Source organism: Marinobacter sp. S0848L (genome assembly GCF_023016065.1).
GTDB lineage: Bacteria > Pseudomonadota > Gammaproteobacteria > Pseudomonadales > Oleiphilaceae > Marinobacter.
This window is the reverse complement of record NZ_JALKAQ010000007.1, coordinates 72,147-94,009: the sequence shown is the minus strand read 5'-3', so window position 1 is coordinate 94,009 and position 21,863 is coordinate 72,147. Positions and strand designations below refer to the sequence as shown.

Annotated in this window: 18 protein-coding genes and 1 tRNA gene; 9 read left to right on the top strand and 10 right to left on the bottom strand. The window is 56.2% G+C overall.

Features of this window, described 5'->3' with window-relative positions:
• Positions 1–21: 21 nt before the first annotated feature.
• The 3 genes from MWU64_RS10530 to MWU64_RS10520 all read left to right on the top strand — a co-directional run bounded on the left by MWU64_RS10530 (position 22) and on the right by MWU64_RS10520 (position 4,501).
• Positions 22–1,722: a VRR-NUC domain-containing protein gene (locus tag MWU64_RS10530; protein ID WP_247064166.1), complete on the top strand. Its 1,701-nt coding sequence runs from the start codon at positions 22–24 to the stop codon at positions 1,720–1,722.
• Complete coding sequence (locus tag MWU64_RS10525) at positions 1,719–3,974, top strand: ATP-dependent DNA helicase (protein ID WP_247064164.1); 2,256 nt, start codon at positions 1,719–1,721, stop codon at positions 3,972–3,974. Before MWU64_RS10530 ends, MWU64_RS10525 begins: the two co-directional genes overlap by 4 nt.
• Positions 3,975–4,108: 134 nt before the next feature.
• On the top strand, positions 4,109–4,501 hold the full coding sequence (locus MWU64_RS10520) for a globin domain-containing protein (RefSeq protein ID WP_247064162.1): 393 nt from the start codon (positions 4,109–4,111) through the stop codon (positions 4,499–4,501).
• A 68-nt stretch (positions 4,502–4,569) separates the two neighbouring features.
• Here MWU64_RS10520 and MWU64_RS10515 read toward each other — a convergent pair whose 3' ends face one another.
• Complete coding sequence (locus MWU64_RS10515; RefSeq protein WP_247064282.1) at positions 4,570–4,941, bottom strand: VOC family protein; 372 nt, start codon at positions 4,939–4,941, stop codon at positions 4,570–4,572.
• A gap of 84 nt (positions 4,942–5,025) precedes the next feature.
• On the opposite strand from MWU64_RS10515, the gene MWU64_RS10510 reads away from it, so the two are divergent.
• Positions 5,026–6,597, top strand: coding sequence for a phospholipase D family protein (locus MWU64_RS10510; protein ID WP_348645555.1), 1,572 nt, complete (start codon positions 5,026–5,028; stop codon positions 6,595–6,597).
• A 23-nt stretch (positions 6,598–6,620) separates the two neighbouring features.
• Here MWU64_RS10510 and MWU64_RS10505 read toward each other — a convergent pair whose 3' ends face one another.
• The 9 genes from MWU64_RS10505 to def form a co-directional block, all read right to left on the bottom strand.
• On the bottom strand, positions 6,621–8,810 hold the full coding sequence (locus MWU64_RS10505; protein WP_247064160.1) for a DNA/RNA helicase domain-containing protein: 2,190 nt from the start codon (positions 8,808–8,810) through the stop codon (positions 6,621–6,623).
• Positions 8,807–9,127 carry a nucleotide pyrophosphohydrolase gene (locus tag MWU64_RS10500; RefSeq protein WP_247064158.1) on the bottom strand — a complete coding sequence of 107 codons (321 nt, stop codon included), beginning with the start codon at positions 9,125–9,127 and terminating at the stop codon, positions 8,807–8,809. The genes MWU64_RS10505 and MWU64_RS10500 overlap by 4 nt, the downstream gene beginning before the upstream one ends.
• Before the next feature lie 138 nt (positions 9,128–9,265).
• A tRNA-Pro gene (locus MWU64_RS10495) sits at positions 9,266–9,342 on the bottom strand.
• Positions 9,343–9,430: 88 nt separating this feature from the next.
• Entirely contained in the window at positions 9,431–11,512 is a 2,082-nt protein-coding gene (gene glyS, locus MWU64_RS10490) for a glycine--tRNA ligase subunit beta (RefSeq protein WP_247064156.1), read from the bottom strand.
• Positions 11,512–12,537 (bottom strand): glycine--tRNA ligase subunit alpha, encoded by a 1,026-nt coding sequence (glyQ, locus tag MWU64_RS10485; RefSeq protein WP_199006602.1) that lies wholly within the window; start codon positions 12,535–12,537, stop codon positions 11,512–11,514. Before glyQ ends, glyS begins: the two co-directional genes overlap by 1 nt.
• Before the next feature lie 136 nt (positions 12,538–12,673).
• Positions 12,674–14,077 (bottom strand): Trk system potassium transporter TrkA, encoded by a 1,404-nt coding sequence (gene trkA / locus MWU64_RS10480; protein WP_247064154.1) that lies wholly within the window; start codon positions 14,075–14,077, stop codon positions 12,674–12,676.
• A complete protein-coding gene (gene rsmB / locus MWU64_RS10475) occupies positions 14,074–15,375 on the bottom strand; it encodes a 16S rRNA (cytosine(967)-C(5))-methyltransferase RsmB (RefSeq protein ID WP_247064152.1) in 1,302 nt (433 codons plus the stop codon). The genes trkA and rsmB overlap by 4 nt, the downstream gene beginning before the upstream one ends.
• 2 nt (positions 15,376–15,377) lie before the next feature.
• Complete coding sequence (gene fmt / locus MWU64_RS10470; RefSeq protein ID WP_247064150.1) at positions 15,378–16,313, bottom strand: methionyl-tRNA formyltransferase; 936 nt, start codon at positions 16,311–16,313, stop codon at positions 15,378–15,380.
• Between the two features lie 96 nt (positions 16,314–16,409).
• Positions 16,410–16,913 carry a peptide deformylase gene (def, locus tag MWU64_RS10465; protein WP_247064148.1) on the bottom strand — a complete coding sequence of 168 codons (504 nt, stop codon included), beginning with the start codon at positions 16,911–16,913 and terminating at the stop codon, positions 16,410–16,412.
• A gap of 299 nt (positions 16,914–17,212) precedes the next feature.
• Between def and MWU64_RS10460 the strand changes: the two genes are divergently transcribed.
• The 5 genes from MWU64_RS10460 to aroE all read left to right on the top strand — a co-directional run bounded on the left by MWU64_RS10460 (position 17,213) and on the right by aroE (position 21,845).
• A complete protein-coding gene (locus MWU64_RS10460; protein ID WP_247064146.1) occupies positions 17,213–18,226 on the top strand; it encodes a LysM peptidoglycan-binding domain-containing protein in 1,014 nt (337 codons plus the stop codon).
• A gap of 105 nt (positions 18,227–18,331) precedes the next feature.
• Positions 18,332–19,471, top strand: a complete 1,140-nt coding sequence (gene dprA, locus MWU64_RS10455) for a DNA-processing protein DprA (protein ID WP_247064144.1) — start codon at positions 18,332–18,334, stop codon at positions 19,469–19,471.
• Between the two features lie 46 nt (positions 19,472–19,517).
• Positions 19,518–20,090, top strand: a complete 573-nt coding sequence (locus tag MWU64_RS10450; RefSeq protein ID WP_247064141.1) for a Sua5/YciO/YrdC/YwlC family protein — start codon at positions 19,518–19,520, stop codon at positions 20,088–20,090.
• Positions 20,091–20,098: 8 nt separating this feature from the next.
• Complete coding sequence (gene hemF, locus MWU64_RS10445; protein ID WP_247064139.1) at positions 20,099–21,025, top strand: oxygen-dependent coproporphyrinogen oxidase; 927 nt, start codon at positions 20,099–20,101, stop codon at positions 21,023–21,025.
• The gene (gene aroE, locus MWU64_RS10440; protein ID WP_247064137.1) at positions 21,018–21,845 is read left to right on the top strand and encodes a shikimate dehydrogenase; all 828 of its coding nucleotides are present in this window, start codon (positions 21,018–21,020) and stop codon (positions 21,843–21,845) included. Before hemF ends, aroE begins: the two co-directional genes overlap by 8 nt.
• Positions 21,846–21,863: the final 18 nt, after the last annotated feature.

Genomic DNA, 21,863 nt, shown 5'->3' with positions numbered 1-21,863 from the left:
GTCAGGCAGGATAGTCCTTTCATGCGACAAGTGCGGTCGTATCCAAAAACAGCGGATCTCGAGAACCCGCTGTATTACCTGGAAAACATGAACACCTTGGTTGATTGGGTGGCCGAACACCACGGCGACCTGCTGACCGAAGGCGAGCGCGCCCGGCTGGAAAGTTTTCGCCAGCTGCCGGTAGCGGCGCGAGCTTTATTAACCCGAATGGTTATGCGCACCGGTGAATTGTTTCGTGTGGATAAGTTGAACTACCCGGAATTGCCTCAGCCGGAAACCGAAGCCGTGGCCGAGCTGATCGCACAGCAATGGCTGGAGCCTGCCCCGTTGCTTGGCCTGGACGATGTGTTCCGGTTGTTTACGCTGGCGGAACTGCGGCTGAAGTATGCGGACTGGCTGGCGCACAACGGTTTGCCCAAAAACCTGCCCAAAGCCCGGTTACGAGAGGCGCTTGCCGACGCGGAGTCTGAACCGAAACCGGTTGATCGATGGTTCGAGCAATCTGTGCCGCCGGTGGTGCAAGTACAGGGTATGGCTTTGTTCGATCGTATTCGGCTGATGTTCTTCGGCAACCTGCGCCAAAGCTGGACCGACTTCGTGCTGGTGGAGCTGGGCGTGCAGCAATTTGAAACCGTGCCTTTTACCCCCGAATCCCGGGCCTTTCAGCATCGGGCCGAAGTAGACAGTTACCTGCAAATGCATCAGTGCCGGGAGCGCTTGGATGCCGGCGAGGCGGCTGACGAGGTTTGGGCGGCTATTCCCGACCCTGTGGATAACTCGTGGCTCACCAGCCGCCGGAACCGGCTGTTGTTGGAACTGGGCCGACAGGCCGAGCGGCAGGGTAATTCGGAATTAGCCTTGCAGGCTTGGGCCGCCAGTGGGCACCGGGAAGCCAGGCTCAAGCAGTTACGATTGCTGGAGCGTTTGAAGCGGTTTGAGGAGGCGTGGGATATTGCCAGTCAGTGGCAGAACGGTGAGCTGAGCGATGCCGAAGCCCAGGGGCTGGAGCGCCTTCTGAAACGGCTGGCACCGAAAGTGGGCGAACCGAAACCTCAGGCGCCGCCCAAACCGTTGATTCGGGAATTCACCGTTACCCTGCCGAAACCCGACACCGGCTCGGTCGAACAGGCGGCCTTGGCGCATCTCAGCACCGACGAAGCACCGGTGTTTTATGTGGAAAACACGCTGATCAATGCCCTGTTCGGCCTATTGTGCTGGCCGGTGATTTTCAAACCCATCGCGGGCGCCTTCTTCCACCCGTTCCACATCGGCCCGGCAGATCTGACCCGGGAAGATTTTGTTGCCCGCCGGCAAGCGGATTTCGACCAGTGTTTTGCCTGGCTGGAAACCGGGGCCTATCGACAGCGAATCTTTGAAACCTACAAAGCAAAACAGGGTATTGCGAACCCGTTTGTCGCCTGGCCGGTGATCACAGAAGACTTGCTGACATTGGCCATGAATTGCATACCCGCGGAGCATCTCAGGGTGCTGTTTGACCGCTTGCTGGCCAACGTGAAGGAGCACCGCAGCGGCTTCCCGGATTTGATCCGGTTTATCCCCAAGGCGGAAGCACCGGAACCCCGTTACGAAATGATCGAAGTGAAAGGCCCCGGTGATCGACTGCAGGATCACCAGCGCCGGTGGCTCGCGTTTTTTGACCAGCAAGGCATACCCGCCAGCGTATGTTACGTGCGTTGGCAGGAAGCTGAGGGCCGTTTATGAAAGTGGCCGTGCGTACCCTGTGTGAGTTTGCCGCTCGCCACGGTGATCTGGACTTTCGATACACCCCGGCCCCCAGCGCGGAAGAAGGCATCGCGGGCCACCAGGCCATTCAGGACAACCGCGGTTATGGCTACAAAAGCGAGTACTCACTGACTGGTGAGTGCATGGGGCTGGTGTTATCCGGTAGAGCAGACGGTTATAACCCGCACAACGGCCGGCTGGAAGAAATCAAAACTCACCGGGGCGATGTATCGCGCGTACGCGAGCATCAACGGGCGCTGCACCGGGCGCAATTACGCGTCTACGGCGCATTATTATGCCGGCAGGAAAAGCGCAAAAAACTGGAGTTGGCGCTGGTCTATTTCGACATCGGCAAGAGTAAAGAAACCACACAGGTGGAAACCGCCAGTGCCGACGAGCTGTGGCAGGAACTGGAAGCCCTGTGTTCGATCTATAAAGCCTGGGCCGAGCAGGAAGAACATCACCGGGAACAGCGCAATGCCCTTCTCGCCGGGATGGCCTTCCCGTTCCCGGACTTCCGCCCACGCCAGCGGCAACTGGCGGAAACGGTGTATAAGAATGCGGTCAAAGGCGAAGCTCTATTACTGGAAGCGCCCACCGGACTGGGTAAAACGTTGGGAACCCTGTTCCCGGCCTTAATGGCGATGCCGGCGGCTGATCAGGATCGGTTGTTCTACCTCACTTGCCGAAACACCGCTCGGCAGTTAGCGCTGGACGCTGTGGATAAGTTGCGTTCGGGCCAAGACCCTTTGCAGCCCTGGCCGCTGCGGACTCTGGAATTGGTGTCGAAAGACGACGCTTGTGAACACCCGGACAAAGCCTGCCACGGCGATTCCTGCCCATTAGCGAAAGGCTTTTTCGACCGCCTGCCGGATGCGCGGGCTGAAGCTGTTCAAAGCAAAAGCCCGCTAACTCAAGATATTTTGCAGAAAATCGCTGCAGGTCACGACATTTGCCCGTATTTCCTGGCTCAGGAAATGGCCCGCTGGAGCGATCTGGTGATTGGTGATGTGAACCGGATGTTCGACCAATCCGCCCTGCTCCATGGTTTGATCCGCCAAAACAACTGGCGTGCCAGTGTGCTGGTGGACGAAGCCCACAATCTGGTGGATCGAGGCCGTGGTATGTATTCGGTGCGTCTGGATCAGCAGCGTTTGTTGAAGGTTAAGAAAACCGCGCCGAAACCGCTGAAGTCGGCTTTGGACCGAACCGCCCGAGCATGGCAGAGCCTGATTCGTGATCACGGTGAGCAAAGCCAGCCGGTGTTTTTGGCTACGCTACCCACACAATTATTGGGAGCCTTGCAGGCATTGGTGTCTACCATTACCGATTACCTGGCCGACAACCCACCAGACTTACCGTTGCAAGAAGTGATGTTTGAAAGCGTGGCTTTTATGAAGCTGGCGGACAGTTTTGGGGATCACTCGTTGTGTGAATTCCAGCGTACCGGTCGCGGCCGGGCCAGCTTAACGTTGCAGAACCTGATTCCCGCAGATTTTCTCAGAGACCGTTTTACCGCTGCCAACTCGGTGTTGCTGTTCTCCGCTACCCTAAGCCCTGGCGTTTATTACCGGGACCTGCTAGGTATGACGGAAGCCGCCCGCTTTACCTCGCTGCCCAGCCCGTTCAGTGCCGATCAGTTGCAGGTGAACTTCACCCCCGGCATCAGTACCCGACAGATACACCGGGAAGCGTCGCTGCAACCCATAGCGGAGGTGATTGCCAGCCAGTTCCGGCAACACCCGGGCCATTATCTGGCGTTCTTCAGTAGCTTCAAATACGCCCAGGAAGCCAGTGAAACGTTGGCGGCCCAAGCGCCGGATATCCCCCAACGCAGCCAGCAGCCCGGAATGACCCCGGAGCAGCGGCGCGAGTTTCTGTCGGAGTTTCAGCAGCCCAATGGCAGTGTAGCGTTCGCGGTATTAGGTGGGGTATTCAGTGAAGGCATCGATCTGCCCGGGGATCAGTTGATCGGCGCCTTCGTCGCCACCTTGGGCCTGCCGCCCTTCGATGCCTGGCACGAAATCCTGAAAACCCGGCTACAGCAGCGGTTTGGTAACGGCTACGAATACACCTACCTCATACCCGGCTTACAGAAAGTCGCGCAAGCGGCGGGCCGGGTGATTCGAACACCGGAAGACCAAGGGGTGATCTGGCTCATAGACGACCGATTTCTGAAGCCGTCAGTTAATCGGTTGCTGCCGGGCTGGTGGTTTCCTGAGCCGTTCTGAACTTTGTTATGTTTTGTAACTCTTTGAAATAAAGCCGATGTTTCGCTATCTGACTATTGCAAGTCTAGATCGCTTGCTTACAATTCGTCAGCTTTTCGCGTTTTCTTCATTTATCCCCAAGGCAGACACTGCAGATGAATAACACGGATCTTGTTTTCCAGAGCTATGGTCGTTGTTGTCAAAACGAAGAGTTTTTTGTCGATTTCTACGACTTTTTCATGGCGAGCTCTGATGCTATTCGCAAGCGTTTTGCAGATACTGATATGTCGGCCCAACGCCATCTGCTTCGCCACGGGGTGATGCAAATTATTCTGGTGGCGCGAGGTATGTCTGATCGAAAACTCCGGGATTTGGGCGAAAGCCACAACCGCCATAACTACGATATTCAGCCGGAATGGTACGACTTGTGGGAAGAGGCGTTGCTGAAAACCGTGCGCATGCACGATCCGGAGTACAGCCCGGAACTGCGGCAAGCCTGGAAAGAGGTGTTAAAGCCGGGAATTGATCTGATTCGCGGCGCTTATTGAGGCCGCTTGTTTCGGGTATCGCCCTGAAAAAAAGCCCTGCCGTTATCACTGAAGGGCTTTTTTGTTGATCAGCCGAACTGGAAAAACGCCAGTTTGTTGCCGTCTGGGTCGCGCACATAGGCACCGTAGAACTGGTCCGGGATGCGCTGCCCAGGCTCACCGTCACAGGTGGCACCCAGCTCGATGGCTTTCTTGTAGTAGCTGTCTACGGCTTCTTTAGAGCCCGGCTGCAACGCCAACATGTTGCCGTTGCCCGGGTGGTTCGGTTCACCGTTGAACGGTGTGCACACCGCTAACAAGGGCGAGCTCATGTCCTTGCCAATAAACGCTATTCGGCCCATATCCATGAGTACTTTTGCGCCCATGTCGGCCAGCAGGTCGCTGTAGAACTGCTTGGCTTTCTCCATATCGCTGACGCCCAGAGTAACGTATCCGATCATCATGAATCTCCGCTTGGGGTTAGGTTGGGTTAAGCGCTGTTTCGACCTGCTACACTAACCCATTAACCAGAAGGAGTGTATGCATTGAATAGCAGGTTCGGGCGGATTTATCCGGGTGTCGGCGTTGTTCTTGTCGTGATGTTGTCTCTTGCGCTGAGCGGGTGTGCCCTTCCCCCTCTGAGTGATCGTCCGGAAAGCCAATCCATTCCTGCGCAACAAACGGCCAGCACCCGGCTGGGCCGTGCCATTGCTCCTCTTGCGGCCGAACACCCCGGGGACAGCGGCATAGTGTTCCTGCAAAACGCCTACGACGCTTTCGCGGCCCGAGCGCTTTTAGCCGAAGGCGCCGACGCGACCTTGGATGTGCAGTACTACATCTGGCAGGCGGATATCACCGGAATTCTGTTATTAGACGTGCTTTACCGAGCTGCTGAACGGGGCGTGCGAGTGCGGCTGTTGCTGGACGACAATGGCATTTCCGGCCTTGATGATATCTTGGCCGCACTCCATACCCATCCCAATATAGAAGTGCGCTTGTTCAACCCGTTCGTGGTGCGCAGTCCCAAGTGGATTGGTTATCTCACCAGCTTCTCGCGCCTGAACCACCGGATGCACAACAAATCCTTCACCGCGGATAACCAGGCCGCGATCATCGGTGGTCGTAACATAGCCGATGAGTATTTCGGCGCCGGCTCCGGAGCGTTGTTCGCGGACCTTGATGTATTGGCGATTGGCCCGGTGGTGAATGAATTGTCCCGGGATTTCGACCGCTACTGGGCCAGTGCGTCTGCCTATCCCGCCTCAGCGATTTTGCCGGAACCCGGTGCGGAAGATCTGGCAAAAGTGGTGGAAACCGCCCGAGAATGCAGTGCCAGCACAGAAGCCAGTCAGTATGTCTGCGCCGTGTCTGAATCCGAATTTCTGAAGAACCTGTTAGCGGGCGATCTTGAATTTGTCTGGTCGCCAGTTTCGATGGTCAGCGACGACCCCGCGAAAGTGCTTGGCGAAAAGACTGAAAAGGGCTTAATGAGCCGCCAGTTGGCGCAGGCCATGGGCAATCCCGAACACTCGATCACACTGGTGTCGCCTTACTTTATCCCCACCAAAGCCGGGGTGGAGATGTTCCAAAAACTGGAGCGCCAAGGCGTACAGGTGCGTGTGCTCACCAATTCGCTGGAAGCCAACGACGTAGCCATGGTGCACGCCGGCTACGCCAAATACCGGAAACCGCTGCTGGAAGCCGGCGTGCAGCTGTTCGAGTTGCGCAAGGTGCCCGGAGAAGAGCCTGTGGAGCGTTCTCTACAGGACAATCTGATGGGCAGTTCCTCTTCCAGCCTTCATGCCAAAACCTTCGCTGTGGACGGACAACGGTTGTTCGTGGGCTCGTTCAACTTCGACCCTCGTTCCGTTCACATCAACACGGAGTTAGGGTTTGTGATCGAAAGCCCGGAACTGACTCAACTGATGGAAAACCATTTTGAAGAACAGGCCCGGGTAACCGCCTATGAGGTGGTGCTGGACGAAGACGGCGATTTGCAGTGGATAGAGCGCAATGGTGACGAAGAGATTCGGCACAGCCATGATCCGGGTGTTGGGGTGCTCAAACGGATGATGGTTTCGGTGTTTTCGTTTTTGCCGATTGAGCATTTGTTGTAGGGGGCGTTTTAGACAACGCGTGGTTACTCGATTACGCACATAAATTCACCCACTACTCGATACTGAAGCGCATTTTCTTCGTTCAATTCAAGAGTTTCGAAGTTTTGATCGTACGAGTTGGGCTTAAGTTGAATGCGCTTATGGAGCCAGCCGTGTTCGTCTTCGGTTTTAAAGCTTTCGTACACTTTCACCGTGTAGCGCGAACCGAAGTCAGCATCGATGCTATCTGTGCATTCCACCAACACCGTTTTGCCATTCCGGCTGCCACCTCTATCGGGACGGAACAGGCACAAAGTGCCATTGGGGATAACTCGATTCATTGACTCTCCGATCACTCGGCAGGCAAACATCCCCTCCCGTACTGGAATGCCGCTGGGTACGGCTACCCAGTCTTTGTACTGTGTATCCTGTAAGTCACTGAACGTGCCTGCAGCCGCTTGTAGATCGAACAAGGGCACTGCATTGACATAGGGCTTGAGATTCACCACTTCGGGTGTCCGGTTTTCTACTTGGCTGGGAGCGCGCAGAGGAATGTGTTGCTTGAGGTATTCCCGAAGCGCCTTATCACAGGCATAAACGAAGGTGCCGCGAATTCCCCGAAGCATGATGGTTCGGTAGATATTGATGATGTATTGCTTCAGTTCCTCCGGGTCTTTAATGCCCTGACCACCGGTGCGGTCGAAATAATTGGTCTTATCGATGACGATGGACTGGGTCTCCGTATCGAAACGGATCTCTTCTCCGAATATGATGCCGGCGTAGTTTAGGTCGTAGCCCTGTGTCGTGTGGATGCATCCGACTTCGTTGTGAGAGCCTTCTTTATTAATCCAGTCGGTATTGGTGCTGTTCCAGCGAAGCTGAACGCCATCGACAACAATGTCATACGCTGTGCTGTCCTTTTTCGAGATCCAGGGCCATGAATAGCCGGCGATCAACCGGGATAGACTGACCTTTGTTTCTTTCTCGTTGATGGCCTGCACCATATCGCCGAGAGATTCGAACACCTCGAATTCATAGTTTTTGGCTCGGAAGACTTCCTCTTCTCCAACACGTCCGTTGAGCAGATTATCAACAAACTCAACGTATGGCTGACCGGCCTTTACACGGAACTGAGAGAGTAGCGAGTGCTTCACTGAATCCTTGGCAGCTTTAAGGCGCAGAAAAACTTCCGTATCGGCGTCCGAAGGCTTGATCGATTGCCCTTGGTCATAGAAGAAAATGGCTTTTGCAGATTGCTGGCATACCCAATCAACTTCGCTGCAGCTGTGTTTGTCCATACTCAATGCAGCACAGGTTTTGTCAAAGCTGCCAAAGTAGGCTCCAAGGTTTTTGCGCTTTCGCAAGCGATGGGATTCGTCCACCAACACGATGTCGTAGTGCTGTTTCGCGAGTTCAGATGGGCTGATCACCATGCTGGGACTGAGGCCTGAGACGTGTTTGAAGGCCTTCTTCAGTGTGGTTCGGAAGGATGTCATCGGCACTACCAGGGCCATTTTCGGCTTGGGAGTAGCTTTTCGTAATTTGGCAAGTAAAGACTGAATTTCTGCTTCGTCTTCGGAAAAATCTCGAAGATCAACGTGATGATTTTCTGAGAGAAGCAGTTTGAATAGAAATATCGCCAAGACGGATTTTCCGGTACCTGCACCACCTTCAATAACGATGTTTTTAACACCAGGGTTTAGCAGTTCATGCATGATGGTAAGCAGCCCCTGACGCTGATCGAACGACAGCGATTTATAGGGGGAATATTTGAACACATCGGAATTATCGAGGTGATCCAGAGTACGGGATACCACTCCTTTGGCGATCAAGCGATTCCAAACTTCTCTGAATACTTCGTTGTAGAGCGCGTCACGTTGGTAATAGTTGTGATCGGCGAGCCCGAGATTGCCGTTCAGCAGAGTGTATTTGCCATCTGCTGCCATATACTTAATGAGCAGTGATTCAACGTCCAGCGTAGCCGATTTGTTGAAGTATTCACTGGTGATCAGGTGGACAGCTGTTAGCAGTTGTTTTTCGTCGTGTTTCAGGTGGGTGCTCATGCGGGTGAGCGTGTCTGTGGTTTCGCCGATGTAAGCACGTCGGTGTTTTTCATCACTTAGGACGTAAACCAAGGGCCAGCTATCCGCTGCAAAAGCGTTGCTACGTAACTCGCTGATAGCGTCTTGGTTGAATGGGTAACGCTTTACTTCTACCATCGACGATTGACTCATAGCTCCGTGTATTTTTTGGCCGTTCCTTTAGCCTTGCTAACGGGGTACTTCTGTTCGTTCTTGGTAATCTTGTCGAGGACGATTTGTTCCAGATTAAGGTCGTAGCTGTCGGCCAGCAACAGGGCATAGGCAACAACATCGGCCAGTTCCTCTTTCACTTTCTCTACATTGGCTTGCTCGGGAGATTTCCAGAGAAACAGTTCCAACAACTCTGAAGCCTCAATACTCAGAGCCAGTGATAAATCTTTTGGGTTATGGAATTGTTTCCAATCTCTGTCGTCACGGAATTGACGTAGCCGGGCCAGTGCTTCTTTCATAAAATGCCCTCCTTTCTATTCTGATTAAAGATAATTGCCAGAACATTAGCAGACTTACGAAAGATACAGAAATGCTAACCCGAAAAGGGCTGTGGAGTGATAAAAACGAGGGAGAAGAACAACAGAAAAGCGGGAAAGTGGTCGGCGTGGCAGGATTCGAACCTGCGACCCCTTCGTCCCGAACGAAGTGCGCTACCAAGCTGCGCCACACGCCGATCAACGGCCGGTATTATACGGATTACCGGCCATTTTGCTAGCCCCTTCCCTGGGGAAATACCTACTTAAAACTGCGCGTTAGCGCCTTTACCCGGCTGTGGGTAGCAGGGAAATATCGGCAACGCGCAGGAACAGGTTGCGAAGACGGTTGAGCAGCGCCAAACGGTTGTTTTTAACGGCTTCATCGTCGGCCATAACCATGACCTCGTCGAAGAAGTTATCCACAGACTCGCGCAGGCTGGCCAAGGATGTCAGAGCGGTGGCGTAGTCGCCTTGCTCGAACAACGGCAACACTTTTGCGGCTTGCTCTTCAACCTTCTGGGCCAGAACTTTCTCGGGCTCATCCTGCAGCAACGCGTTGTCTATGGTTTCGCCAATGCTGTCGCCGCCCTGTTTGGTCAGGATGTTCGATACCCGCTTGTTGGCACCGGCCAAAGCCAGAGCTTCTGGCAGCTGGCGGAAAGCTTCAACGGCCTTCACGCGGCGGTTGAAATCCAGTGGGCAGGTCGGGCGACGTGCGTGCACGGCCAGATAGACTTCGGCACTGATGCCCTGCTCGTCGTAGAAGGCCCGGAAGCGCTCCAGCATGTAGTTAACCACGGTGCTGGCGGTGTTCTCTTCGGTCAGCACTGTGAAGTTCTCTTCCGCCCATTCACACAGGGTCTGCAAATCCAGCGGCAGTTCACGCTCGATGATGATGCGCAGTACACCGAGGGAGGCACGGCGCAGCGCAAACGGGTCACGGGTACCGGATGGTGGCTGGTTGATACCAAACAGGCCGACCAGCGAATCGATACGGTCTGCGATGGCAACGGCACAACCGGTCAGCGTGGTGGGCAGATCGTCACCGGCGAAGCGTGGCATGTATTGCTCGTTCAGGGCCTTGGCAACGTCGGCGTGTTCGCCGTCGTCGGTGGCGTAGTAGCTGCCCATGATGCCTTGTAGCTCAGTGAACTCCAGCACCATTTCAGTAACCAGATCGGTCTTGGCCAGCATCGCGGCACGTTCGGCCAGCGCTGGATCACTGTCGATCGCTTCGGCGATCTTCTTGGCCAATGCCGCGACGCGCACAGACTTGTCGTAAATGCTGCCCAGTTTTTCCTGGAACACGATGGGCTTGAGCGAATCGACACGCTCTTCAAGCTTGGTTTTGCAGTCGGTTTCGAAGAAGAAGGCGGCGTCCGACAAGCGTGGGCGAATGACCTTCTCGTTACCGGCAACCACCTGGGCAGGATCTTTACTTTCCAGGTTGGCGACGGTGATGAACAACGGCAACATCTGGTCGTTACTATCGACCACGTGGAAGTATTTCTGGTGCTCCTTCATGGAGGAAATCAGGGCTTCGGCAGGCACTTTCAGGAAGCGCTCGTCGAAACGGCCCATCAACGGCACCGGCCATTCGTTCAGGGCGGTGACTTCGTCCAGCAGATCTTCGTCGATAACGGCAACGCCACCGGCTTCGTTCTTGGCCAGTGCGTTCACGCCAACCCGAATTTGCTCACGACGCTCGGCGAAATCAGCCAGCACGTAACCTTCTTGCTTGAGCACGGTTTCGTAGTCGGCCGGGGTCGGGATGATCAGCTCTTTCGGGCAATGGAAGCGGTGGCCACGGGTTTTGTTGCCGGGCTTCAGGTTCATGATCGGGGTGTCGATTACGTTGTTGCCGTACAGCATGATCAGCCAGTGGACCGGGCGCACGAATTCGGTGCGATGGGCACCCCAACGCATGCGTTTGGGAATGGGCAAGGCCGACAGCGACTGGTTGACCAGTTCCGGCAGTAGCTCAACGGTGGGCTTGCCCTTTTCAACGGTACGATACACCAGCCAGGCACCTTTGTCGGTTTCCAGCGTGTCCAGTTGATCGGGGGTAATGCCCAATGAGGTGGCGAAGCCGGTCAGTGCGCGGGTCGGGTTGCCGGCATCGTCAAAGGCGGCTTTAACCGCAGGGCCACGCTTTTCCACAGACTTGTCGGGTTGGGCATCGGCCAGATCCCGAATGCGCACCGCCAAACGGCGTGGCGCCGCGAAGGCTTCAACGGCGCCAAAGGCAACACCAGCGTCTTCGAGGCCTTTGGTAATGCCTTGAGTAAAGGCGTCAGACAGGCCTTTGAGGGCTTTCGGAGGCAGTTCCTCGGTGCCCAGTTCGACTAGAAAATCCTGTGTAGCCATTATGCTTTCCCCTGTTCCTGCTGTGCCTTTTTCGCTTTTCCGGACTTCTTGCTTTTGGCTTTGGCGTCAGCCGCATCGGCCGCTGCCAGCACTTCGTTGCGGAGAGCTTCCGGGGCCAACGGGAAGCCTTGCTTGCGACGGCTTTCAAAATAAGCCTGAGCCACGGAGCGAGCCAAGGTACGTACACGCAGGATGAAACGCTGGCGCTCGGTCACTGAGATGGCGTGGCGAGCATCCAACAGGTTGAAGGTGTGGGAGGCCTTAAGTACCTGCTCGTAAGCAGGCAGTGGCAGGCCAGCTTCGATCAGGCGGGCGCTTTCCCGCTCGTACACGTCGAAGCTGTGGAACAGGAATTCGGTATCGGCCTGTTCGAAGTTGTAGGTGGATTGCTCCACTTCGTTCTGATGGAACACATCGCCGTAGGTAACGACGCCGTCCGGACCGTTGGTCCACACCAGATCGTAAACGCTGTCCACGCCTTGCAGGTACATGGCGATGCGCTCAAGGCCGTAGGTCAGCTCGCCGGTAACCGGGTAGCATTCCAGACCGCCCACCTGCTGGAAGTAAGTGAACTGGGTGACTTCCATACCGTTTAGCCAGATTTCCCAGCCCAGACCCCAGGCGCCCAGAGTTGGGGATTCCCAGTTGTCTTCCACAAAGCGGATGTCGTGTACCAGCGGGTCCAGCCCCAACGCGCGTAACGAGTCCAGGTACAGTTCCTGAATATTGTCTGGAGACGGTTTCAGAACCACCTGAAACTGGTAGTAATGCTGCAGGCGGTTCGGGTTTTCACCGTAGCGGCCGTCGGTCGGTCGGCGGCTGGGCTGCACGTAGGCGGCGTTCCAGGTCTCGGGCCCGATGGAGCGCAGGAATGTGGCCGAGTGGAATGTGCCGGCGCCGACTTCCATATCGAGAGGCTGAAGTATCACGCAGCCATGCTGCGCCCAGAAATTCTGCAATGCCAGAATCAGACCCTGAAAGGTCTTGATGTCTGGCGCGGAGTTATTGGTTGCCTTGTCTGTCACGACGATTGCCTGCTGGTCAGTCTGTGTGTGGCGCCCCGTTGTTACGGAGCACTCCGAAATTTGAAAACGCGCATTATACGCTGGCTGGCGCTGCTTTTCTAAGTGCCAATCTGCGTATTGATTTGTTCGGGATCAATCAGAAGAAAGTGAGCCCCACGTGGAATAGCTTCTCGACATCCCGAATTCGGGATTTATCGACCAAGAACAAAATAACGTGGTCGTTCGGCTGCACGCGCAAATGATCGTGTGCAATCAGAACCTCGCCATGGCGCACGATGGCGCCGATGGTGGTGCCCGGCGGCAGATGAATCTCATCCAGCCTTCTGCCCACCACTTTCGAGGATCGATGGTCGCCGTGGGCAATGGCCTCGATGGCTTCGGCGGCGCCGCGGCGCAGGGCGTGTACGTTCACCACATCGCCCCGGCGCACGTGGGTCAGCAAGCTGCCGATGGTGGTCTGCTGGGGCGAGATGGCAACGTCGATGACACCGCCCTGAATCAAATCAACGTAGTCGGGGTTGTTGATCAAGGTCAGGACTTTGCGAGCACCCAGGCGCTTGGCTAACAGCGACGCAATGATGTTGGTTTCGTCGTCGTTGGTGACCGCACAAAAGACATCGGTATTCTCGATGTTTTCTTCCACCAGAATGTCTTTATTAGCGCCGCTGCCTTCCAGCACCACCGTTTTGCGGAGTTTTTCCGACAACATGATGCAGCGGTCGTGATCCCGCTCGAGAATTTTTACCTGATAGCGGCTATCGAGTGCTCGTGCCAGCCGGTAGCCAATGTTGCCACCGCCACAAATGAAGATGCGTTTGTAGGGCTTAGACAGCGGCTGCAACTCGCTCATCACCGAGCGGATATGATCGGTGGCGGCAATGAAGAACACTTCATCGCCGTCTTCGATCACGGTATCGCCTTTCGGGATGATGGCCCGGTCTTTCCGGAAAATGGCGGCAACCCGGGTGTCGATCTTCGGCATGTGGGTGCGCAGATAGGAAAGCTCACGGCCGACCAGGGGGCCACCTTCAATGGCTTTGATGGCGACCAGCCGGGTCAGGCCTTTGGAAAACTCCAATACCTGAAGCGTGCCGGGGTACTCGATCAGCCGGGTGATGTGTTTGGTAACCAGCTGTTCCGGGCTGATGATGACATCAATGGGGAAGCCCCGAAGTTTATCCAGATCCTTCTCGGTATCTTTGTTATAGAACAGCGCAGGATTGGCCAGATAGGAACCCGCGCGTACCCGGCAGATGGTGGTCGGGGTTTTGTGCAGAAGCTTGGCAACCTGGCACGCCACCATGTTGGTTTCATCGCTGTTGGTGACGGCGATCACCATGTCGGCGTCTTCGGCATTGGCTTCGTTCAGTACCGCCGGATAAGACGCCTTGCCGTGCACAGTGCGAATGTCGAGGCGATCTTGCAGCTCCCGGAGGCGAACGCTATCGCTGTCGATAACGGTGATGTCGTTGGCTTCATTGGCGAGGTGTTCGGCCAGCGTACCGCCGACCTGGCCCGCACCGAGAATCAGGATATTCATGCGTCAGGTTTCTCCAGCACGGCGTAGAAAAAGCCGTCATGGCTGTCTGGATCCGGCAGCAGATTGCGACCGGCTTCCATATCCAGGCCCCAGCTCGCGTCGATGGGAATCAGCTGTGCCTGTTCTTGCTGCTTCAGGAAGCGTTGAATGATGCGGTGGTTCTCTTGCGGAAACACCGAGCAGGTGGCGTATACCAAACGGCCTCCGGGTTTCAGAATAGACCACATGGCGTTCAGCAGGCCAAGTTGAATGCCGGCCAGCGGCACAATGTCCGATTCCCGGCGCAGCAATTTGATGTCCGGGTGTCGGCGAATAACGCCGGTGGCGCTGCAGGGTACATCCAGCAGAATTCGGTCAAAGGCCTGGCCGTCCCACCATTGCTCGATGTCCGCGGCATCGGCTTGTAACAGGCTGGCGGACAAGTCGAGGCGGTCAAGATTTTCCTGCACCCGGGGCAGGCGGTCGGCCGATTCGTCAATGGCGACCACTTCGGCAAGCTCGGCACAGTTTTCCAGAATGGCGCAGGTTTTGCCGCCGGGTGCCGCGCAGGCGTCTAACACTCGTTGACCAGGCTGAAGATCCATCAGAGTAGTACACAGCTGGGCGGCTTCATCCTGAACACTGACCGCGCCGTCTTCAAACCACGGCAAGTTATCCACCGGAAACGGGCGCTCCAACTGAATGCCTAGCGGGGCAAAGCGGGTTGCTTTGGCGCCAATGCCGGCATCGGTCAGTAACTTCAGGTATTCGTCGCGGCTAAAACGCAGGGCGTTTACCCTCAGGGTCATCGGTGCCTGGGTGTTGTTGGCATCGAGGATGGCTGGCCAGTGGTCGGGCCAGTTGTGGCGCAGTTTCTCCACCATCCAGACCGGATGGCTGTAGCGGCTGCTGTCGTCGCCCGGCTCCGGTGCGCCTTCCCGCTCGGCCGCTCTTAACACACCATTGACCAGCCCGGTCAGGTGCGGCCGATCGAGTGCTCGGCACGCTTCGACGGTTTCGTTGAGAATGGCGTAGGTGGCTTGTTCACTAAAACGAAGCTGGAACAGGGCAACCAACATTAAATGATGAATCACCCGGTCGGGTTTGCGAATGGGCTTTTTCAGGCGCTGATTGAGTTCGCCATCCAGTCGGTGAAACCAGCGACAGGTGCCGTAGCAAATGGCCTGCAACTGGGGCCGCTGTTCGGGAGGCAGCTGGCTCAGAGCGTAGGGCAGGCATTGCGACAGCGATTGCCCGTTTTCGACCGAAAGCAGCACGTCGGCGGCGACGGCGCGGAACGGCAGGGAGTCATAGAACATGATCAGTTCAGCTCCTGTTCAGGCATCAGCACGGGTTTGCCGCCGTTAATCAAATCGTTCACGGTCAAGGCGCGGGTGCCGGGCAGTTGCACTTTGGTCACTCTCAGGCTGCCAGTACCGCAAGCAATGTCGATGCCTTCCCGTTCACGGCGAAGCACGGTGCCGGGGGCTTTGTCGCTGCCCTGCTCTAATGCCTGCGCCTGATGCAAGCGGATGCGCTGTTTGCCCAGGTCGGTGAAGGTGCCGGGCCAGGGATTGAACGCCCGGATCAGTCGCTCGATGTCGGTGGCGCTGTTGTTCCAGTCGATGTGGCCTTCTTCTTTTGACAGCTTGTGGGCGTAGCAGGCTTCGTCGTCGTTCTGGGGCTCGCCGGTCAGCGCGCTTTGGCTCAGTTTCGCCAACGCCTCTACTATCGCATCGCCGCCCATATCCGCTAATCGGTCGTGAAGGCTGCCGCCGGTATCGTCCGGGTTAATCGGAGTAGCGGTTTTCAGTAGCATGTCGCCGGTATCCAGGCCCACATCCATCTGCATGATGGTGATACCGGTCTCGGCATCGCCGGCGGCAATGGCCCGCTGAATCGGTGCAGCACCGCGCCACCGAGGCAACAAGGAGGCGTGGATGTTGAGGCAGCCGTGGCTTGGTATGTCCAGAACCGCTTTCGGCAAAATCAGACCGTAGGCTGCAACGATCATGACGTCTGGCTTCAGGGCGGCCAGCTCTTGTTGCGCGTCTTCGGGCTTTAAACTCTGGGGCTGAAACACAGGGATGTTGGCATCCAGTGCCACTTGTTTTACCGGGCTTGGCATCAATTTGCGGCCGCGGCCGGCAGGCCGGTCAGGCTGGCTGTAAACGCCTACAACCGTGTGTCCGGCTGCAAGTATGGCTTTCAGGGCGATGGCGGCGAAGTCCGGAGTTCCGGCAAAAACAATGCGCACGGTGGTGTTATCTCTGTGTCGTTGAATACGAAAAAACCGGGTCGTAACCCGGTCCTGAATTCGGTCTGAAGTTGAGCGCCATTATCCGGCTCGGGCTCAGGCGCTTTGCTTGTGGAGTTTTTCCAGCTTCTTGCGAATTCGGTTGCGCTTGAGAGAGCTGAGGTAATCCACAAACAATTTGCCGTTCAGGTGATCCATCTCGTGCTGGATACAAACCGCCAGAAGGCCGGTGGCTTCCAGTTCAAAATCGTCACCGTTTCGGTCTTTGGCGGTAATGCGAACGTGTTCAATGCGTTTTACATCTTCGTAAAAACCGGGCACCGACAGGCAGCCTTCCTGCATGGCTTCCAAGTCGCCATCCAGTACTTCCACTTTCGGGTTGATGAACACCCTTGGCTCGCTCTTGTCTTCGGACAAGTCCATCACGATGATCTGCTTGTGCACGTTCACCTGCGTTGCCGCCAAACCAATGCCGGGCGCATCGTACATGGTCTCGAACATGTCGTCGATCAACGTTCGGATCTCGTCGGTTACCTCGTCTACCGGCTTGGCAATGGTGCGTAGGCGCGGATCGGGGTACTCAAGAATATCTAGAATCATAGTGCTCTGGCTTCTCTGAAATGCGACAGCGTACTGCGCAAATTTTCTTCACAATTCTATTATGAAGCATGTGTGATGGGGGTATTATCCGATAAATTACCGATTGAGTACAAACTGATCAGTTAATAGTAGGATTCTATCGATTATTCCGCAGAATTTGCTGGAAGAACAAAAGATAACATCACAAATCCCCCTACATCTTCTATAGTAACGGGAATAACAGTGTAACAAGCTGCGGGTGATCTGTGGTGACGTTACCGAACGCTAAGATTCAAGGCACGCGATCAAGGATACAGACGATGAGGAAATTGTTGTACGCTCTGGCGGCTACCACGCTGCTGTTTACCTCTTTGGCCCAGGCACAGCCCGAGTTCAAAGCTGACCATCCTGAGCGTTACACCGTCGTCAAAGGGGATACCCTTTGGGACATTTCAGGGCGTTTTTTGAACAACCCTTGGTACTGGCCGGAAATCTGGCACGTAAACCCTCAGGTTGCCAACCCGCACCTGATTTATCCGGGTGATCGCCTGGCGCTGGTTTACATTGACGGCAAACCGCGCATCACCAAGGTGGCGTCCGGCGATGTGAAACTGTCTCCTCAAATCCGTTCCGAAGCCATTGATACGCCAATTCCCGCGATTCCTCTGGATGCCATTGCCAGCTTCCTGACCGACACCCGCATCGTCAGCCCTGAAGAAATCAACGGTGCGCCGTATGTGCTGGAAGGCGAAGACGGCCGCATCATCACCGGTGCCGGGGACAAAATCTACGCCCGCGGTGAAAAGCCTGCTGATCGGGTTGGCGTGTTCCGCCGCAGCCAGGAATTTGTTGATCCGGATACCGGCGAGTTCCTGGGGCTGGAAGCACGCAGCATCGCCCGGGGTAACGTGGCGGCCGAGAACGGCGACGTGTTGACCGTCAATCTGACTCGCTCCAGCGAAGAGGTGCGCATTGGTGACCGCTTGCTGGTGAGTGAAGACCGTCGTCTGACCACTAACTTTATGCCGAGTTCACCGGATGCGGAGATCGAAGGCAAGATGATCTCGGTCGATGGCGGCGTCAACCAGATTGGCCAATACAACGTAGTGGCCATTAACCGTGGTGCCCGTGAAGGTATGAAAGCCGGCAACGTGCTGGCGGTGATGAAAGCCGGCAACCGTGTTCGCGACCCCATCACCGGCGAAACCATTGAACTGCCGTCCGAGCGGGCCGGTCTGCTGATGGTGTTCCAGGTGTACGAGAAGATGAGCTACGGGCTGGTTCTGAAGGCAACTCGTTCGCTGTCGGTGGGTGACAAGGTCGTAAACCCCTGATATTTCTCTACCCGCGCAGCTCAGACAGGCTGCGCGTGGTGATAAGCAGTAACATTGAATGGCTGGGCCGGAGCGCCCGGCCATTATTGTTTTCAAGGATGAAAAATGTCGGAACAGAAATATCTGCAATCTGAGGCTGGCCGCTGGCTGGTACTTTCGCTGCTTCCCCGGTTTGGCGTGCGCGCTCGTGAACGAGTGCAGTCCAACACCGCCAGTCTGGTTGATACGCTTGATCTGAACGCCGCGACTCTCAAAGCGTTAGGCCTGGGGACCGAAGCCATTGAACTGGTTCATGCCTGGCAAGCGGGGGATGTCCATCACCCTAAAATACAGCACGCGCTCTGGATTCATCAGGCGTGCCAGCAACATGGCATTGCGATCATTGGCCAGGGTCATCCCGATTTCCCGGAGGCGCTGCGACAGATACACAATGCGCCGCTGGTGCTTTACTTGTTGGGCGATAGCAGGCTGCTGTTGCAAGATCAGATTGGCGTGGTGGGTAGTCGCAATGCCACCCGGCAAGGCTTGGATCACGCTCGGCAGTTTGCCGCGGAACTGAGCAAGCGCGGCTTGTTGATCACCAGTGGGCTGGCGCTGGGCATTGACGGTGCAGCCCATGCCGGGGCACTGGATGCCGGGCATCCGACCATTGCTGTGGTGGGGTGTGGTCTGGATCGGCTGTACCCGGCGCAGCATCGAAAACTGGCCCACCGCATTATGGATAACGGTCTGATTGTGTCGGAATACCCGCCAGGCACTCAGGCCCGAGCCGCCTATTTCCCGCAACGGAATCGCATCATCAGTGGCTTGAGCCGAGGTGTGCTGGTGGTGGAGGCGAGTTTGAAAAGCGGGTCACTGATTACCGCGAGAACCGCTCTTGAGCAAGGCCGGGAGGTGTTCGCCATTCCCGGCTCCATCCACAGCCCGGTCGCCAAAGGCTGCCATCAACTGATCAAACAAGGGGCGAGGCTGGTCGAAACGGCCGATGACGTGCTGGAAGAATTAGGCACCTGGTGGTCGATGCAGGAAGCGCCCGCGCCAGAGCTTGCCCGTCCGGTTGAAAAACCGGATCTGGACAGTCGGGAAATCGCGGTATTCGAGGCTTTGGGGTATGATCCACAGTCTACCGATGCATTGAGTCTTGCCACCGGATTACCGGCCGATCAGTTGATGCAGTCGCTTTTGCTGCTGGAATTGGAAGGTTTGGCGTGTTCTGCCCCGGGCGGATACTTGCGGCGAGGCTAACCGGTGCATTTCCACTATCTGATCAAGCAGGTTGTACGATTTCTATATGTCGCCAACGTCGTCCTTGAATGCCTGGCAACTGCACTGTGCCCGCCGCACCGTGTTGTCCGGCGGAGTAATTGCTTACCCCACCGAAGCCGTATGGGGCCTGGGGTGTGACCCCTGGAATCAACAGGCGGTAGAACGCATCCTTGAGTTGAAACAGCGGCCGATGGCCAAGGGCATGATTCTGGTGGCATCGTCCATCGATCAGGTGCGGTTTCTTTTAGACCCTCTGCCGCGTGTGTTGCAATGGGAAGCCGAGCAACACTGGCCCGGGCCCATCACCTGTTTGATACCGGACGTACTGGAACAAATTCCCGAATGGGTGCGGGGGCAACACAGCACCATCGCCGTTCGAGTGTCTGACCACCCGTTGGTGCAGGACCTGTGTGAAGCGACGGGAATGCCTCTGGTTTCAACCTCGTGTAACCCGGCAGGACGGGCTCCTGCCCGTAACATCTGGCAGGTACGGCGTTATTTCGGAAAGGAACTCGACCGCGTGATACCGGGCGCACTCGGGGGCAACCGTAAACCCAGCCGCATTATCGATATCCTCACCGGAAAACAGTTTCGTTAGGAGCAAGCATGTCACAACAGCCGGACTCTCAGGTCGTTAAAGCGTATTTACTGGGCCTTCAGGATCGCATTTGCCAGCGATTGGAAGCACTGGATGGTCAGGCGTCCTTCATCGAAGACAGCTGGGAACGTCCCGAAGGCGGCGGCGGTATCAGCCGGGTCATTTCTGAGGGCAAAGTGTTTGAAAAAGGCGGCGTGAATTTCTCCCACGTGATGGGCGACACCATGCCGCCGTCAGCCACAGCGCACCGCCCTCATCTGGCCGGCGCACCTTGGCAAGCGATGGGGGTGTCGTTGGTGATGCACCCCGAGAACCCGTATGTGCCAACCTCCCACGCCAACGTCCGATTTTTCATCGCCACACCCAAAGACGGTGATCCGGTGTATTGGTTCGGCGGTGGTTACGACCTGACCCCTTACTACGGTTTCGACGAAGATTGTGTGCACTGGCATCGCACCGCGCGCAACGCTTGTGAGCCGTTTGGCGACGACGTTTACTCACGCTTCAAGCATTGGTGCGACGAGTATTTCTACCTGAAGCACCGGCAGGAACCTCGCGGTGTCGGCGGTCTGTTCTTTGATGATCACAACACCGGCGACTTTGAGCGGGATTTTGCCTTTATGCAATCCGTGGGCGACAGTTATATTGAAGCCTACGAGCCCATTGTTCAGCGCCGGGTGGATCATCCCTGGGGCGAGCGGGAACGGGATTTTCAGCTTTATCGCCGCGGGCGTTACGTGGAATTCAATCTGGTGTATGACCGAGGCACCTTGTTCGGGTTGCAGTCGGGTGGCCGGACAGAATCCATCCTGATGTCATTGCCGCCGATGGTGCGCTGGGATTACAGCCGCCAACCGGAGCCCGGCAGTGAAGAAGCTCGATTGACGGAATACTTCCTCGCGGACCGAAACTGGTTGGAGGGTGTCGATGATTAATGAACTCTATGCGGTGGTCGGAAACCCGATCAACCACAGCAAGTCGCCCCGGATTCACAGTTTGTTTGCGCAGCAAACCGGCGAGCCTGTGGAATACACCGCCATTCAGGCGCCGTTGAACGATTTTGCCGGAACCGTAAAGCAGTTTTTTGACGGCGGCGGAAAAGGTCTGAACGTTACCGTTCCGTTTAAGGAGCAGGCCTGGACGCTGGCGGAACACCGAACACCCCGAGCGGAAAAAGCCGGCGCAGCCAATACGTTGTACCTCGATCAAGAAAATGACCTTGTGGCCGATAACACAGATGGTGTCGGTATTGTTCGCGATTTGCGTGACAACCAGAAAGTACCGCTCAAGGGTGCGCGCATTCTTGTGTTGGGGGCTGGCGGTGCCGTACGGGGCGTATTGGGTCCGATTCTGGCGGAACAGCCTGCGGCCCTGACCCTCGCTAACCGAACCGTCGCCAAGGCCGAGGCATTGGTCCGTTTGTTTGCCGACGAAGCTGCCAACGTTGAGATGTCCGCTTGTGGCTTCGAGCAACCGGCGCAGCCGTTTGATGTCATTATCAACGGCACCAGCGCCAGTTTGCAGGGTGATTTGCCGCCGATTTCGGGGAATGTGATCGGGCCGGACACCGTGGCGTACGACATGATGTACTCTCTGCAAACCACCACGTTCAATCAGTGGGCGCTGGATAACGGTGCCCGGCACGTCTACGACGGGTTGGGCATGCTGGTCGAGCAAGCGGCTGAAGCGTTTCTGGTGTGGCGGGGTGTCCGCCCGGAAACCGATCCGGTTGTGGACGAACTGAGAAACGACTGAGCCGGGTTGGATAACCTC

Bases quoted from the DNA above. Each gene is read 5' to 3' on its own strand.
- MWU64_RS10530 (WP_247064166.1), top strand. From the start codon at position 22: ATGCGACAAGTGCGGTCGTATCCAAAAACAGCGGATCTCGAGAACCCG.
- MWU64_RS10525 (WP_247064164.1), top strand. From the start codon at position 1,719: ATGAAAGTGGCCGTGCGTACCCTGTGTGAGTTTGCCGCTCGCCACGGT.
- MWU64_RS10520 (WP_247064162.1), top strand. From the start codon at position 4,109: ATGAATAACACGGATCTTGTTTTCCAGAGCTATGGTCGTTGTTGTCAA.
- MWU64_RS10515 (WP_247064282.1), bottom strand. From the start codon at position 4,941: ATGATCGGATACGTTACTCTGGGCGTCAGCGATATGGAGAAAGCCAAG.
- MWU64_RS10505 (WP_247064160.1), bottom strand. From the start codon at position 8,810: ATGAGTCAATCGTCGATGGTAGAAGTAAAGCGTTACCCATTCAACCAA.
- MWU64_RS10500 (WP_247064158.1), bottom strand. From the start codon at position 9,127: ATGAAAGAAGCACTGGCCCGGCTACGTCAATTCCGTGACGACAGAGAT.
- glyS (WP_247064156.1), bottom strand. From the start codon at position 11,512: ATGGCTACACAGGATTTTCTAGTCGAACTGGGCACCGAGGAACTGCCT.
- trkA (WP_247064154.1), bottom strand. From the start codon at position 14,077: ATGAATATCCTGATTCTCGGTGCGGGCCAGGTCGGCGGTACGCTGGCC.
- rsmB (WP_247064152.1), bottom strand. From the start codon at position 15,375: ATGTTCTATGACTCCCTGCCGTTCCGCGCCGTCGCCGCCGACGTGCTG.
- def (WP_247064148.1), bottom strand. From the start codon at position 16,913: ATGATTCTAGATATTCTTGAGTACCCCGATCCGCGCCTACGCACCATT.
- MWU64_RS10460 (WP_247064146.1), top strand. From the start codon at position 17,213: ATGAGGAAATTGTTGTACGCTCTGGCGGCTACCACGCTGCTGTTTACC.
- dprA (WP_247064144.1), top strand. From the start codon at position 18,332: ATGTCGGAACAGAAATATCTGCAATCTGAGGCTGGCCGCTGGCTGGTA.
- MWU64_RS10450 (WP_247064141.1), top strand. From the start codon at position 19,518: ATGTCGCCAACGTCGTCCTTGAATGCCTGGCAACTGCACTGTGCCCGC.
- hemF (WP_247064139.1), top strand. From the start codon at position 20,099: ATGTCACAACAGCCGGACTCTCAGGTCGTTAAAGCGTATTTACTGGGC.
- aroE (WP_247064137.1), top strand. From the start codon at position 21,018: ATGATTAATGAACTCTATGCGGTGGTCGGAAACCCGATCAACCACAGC.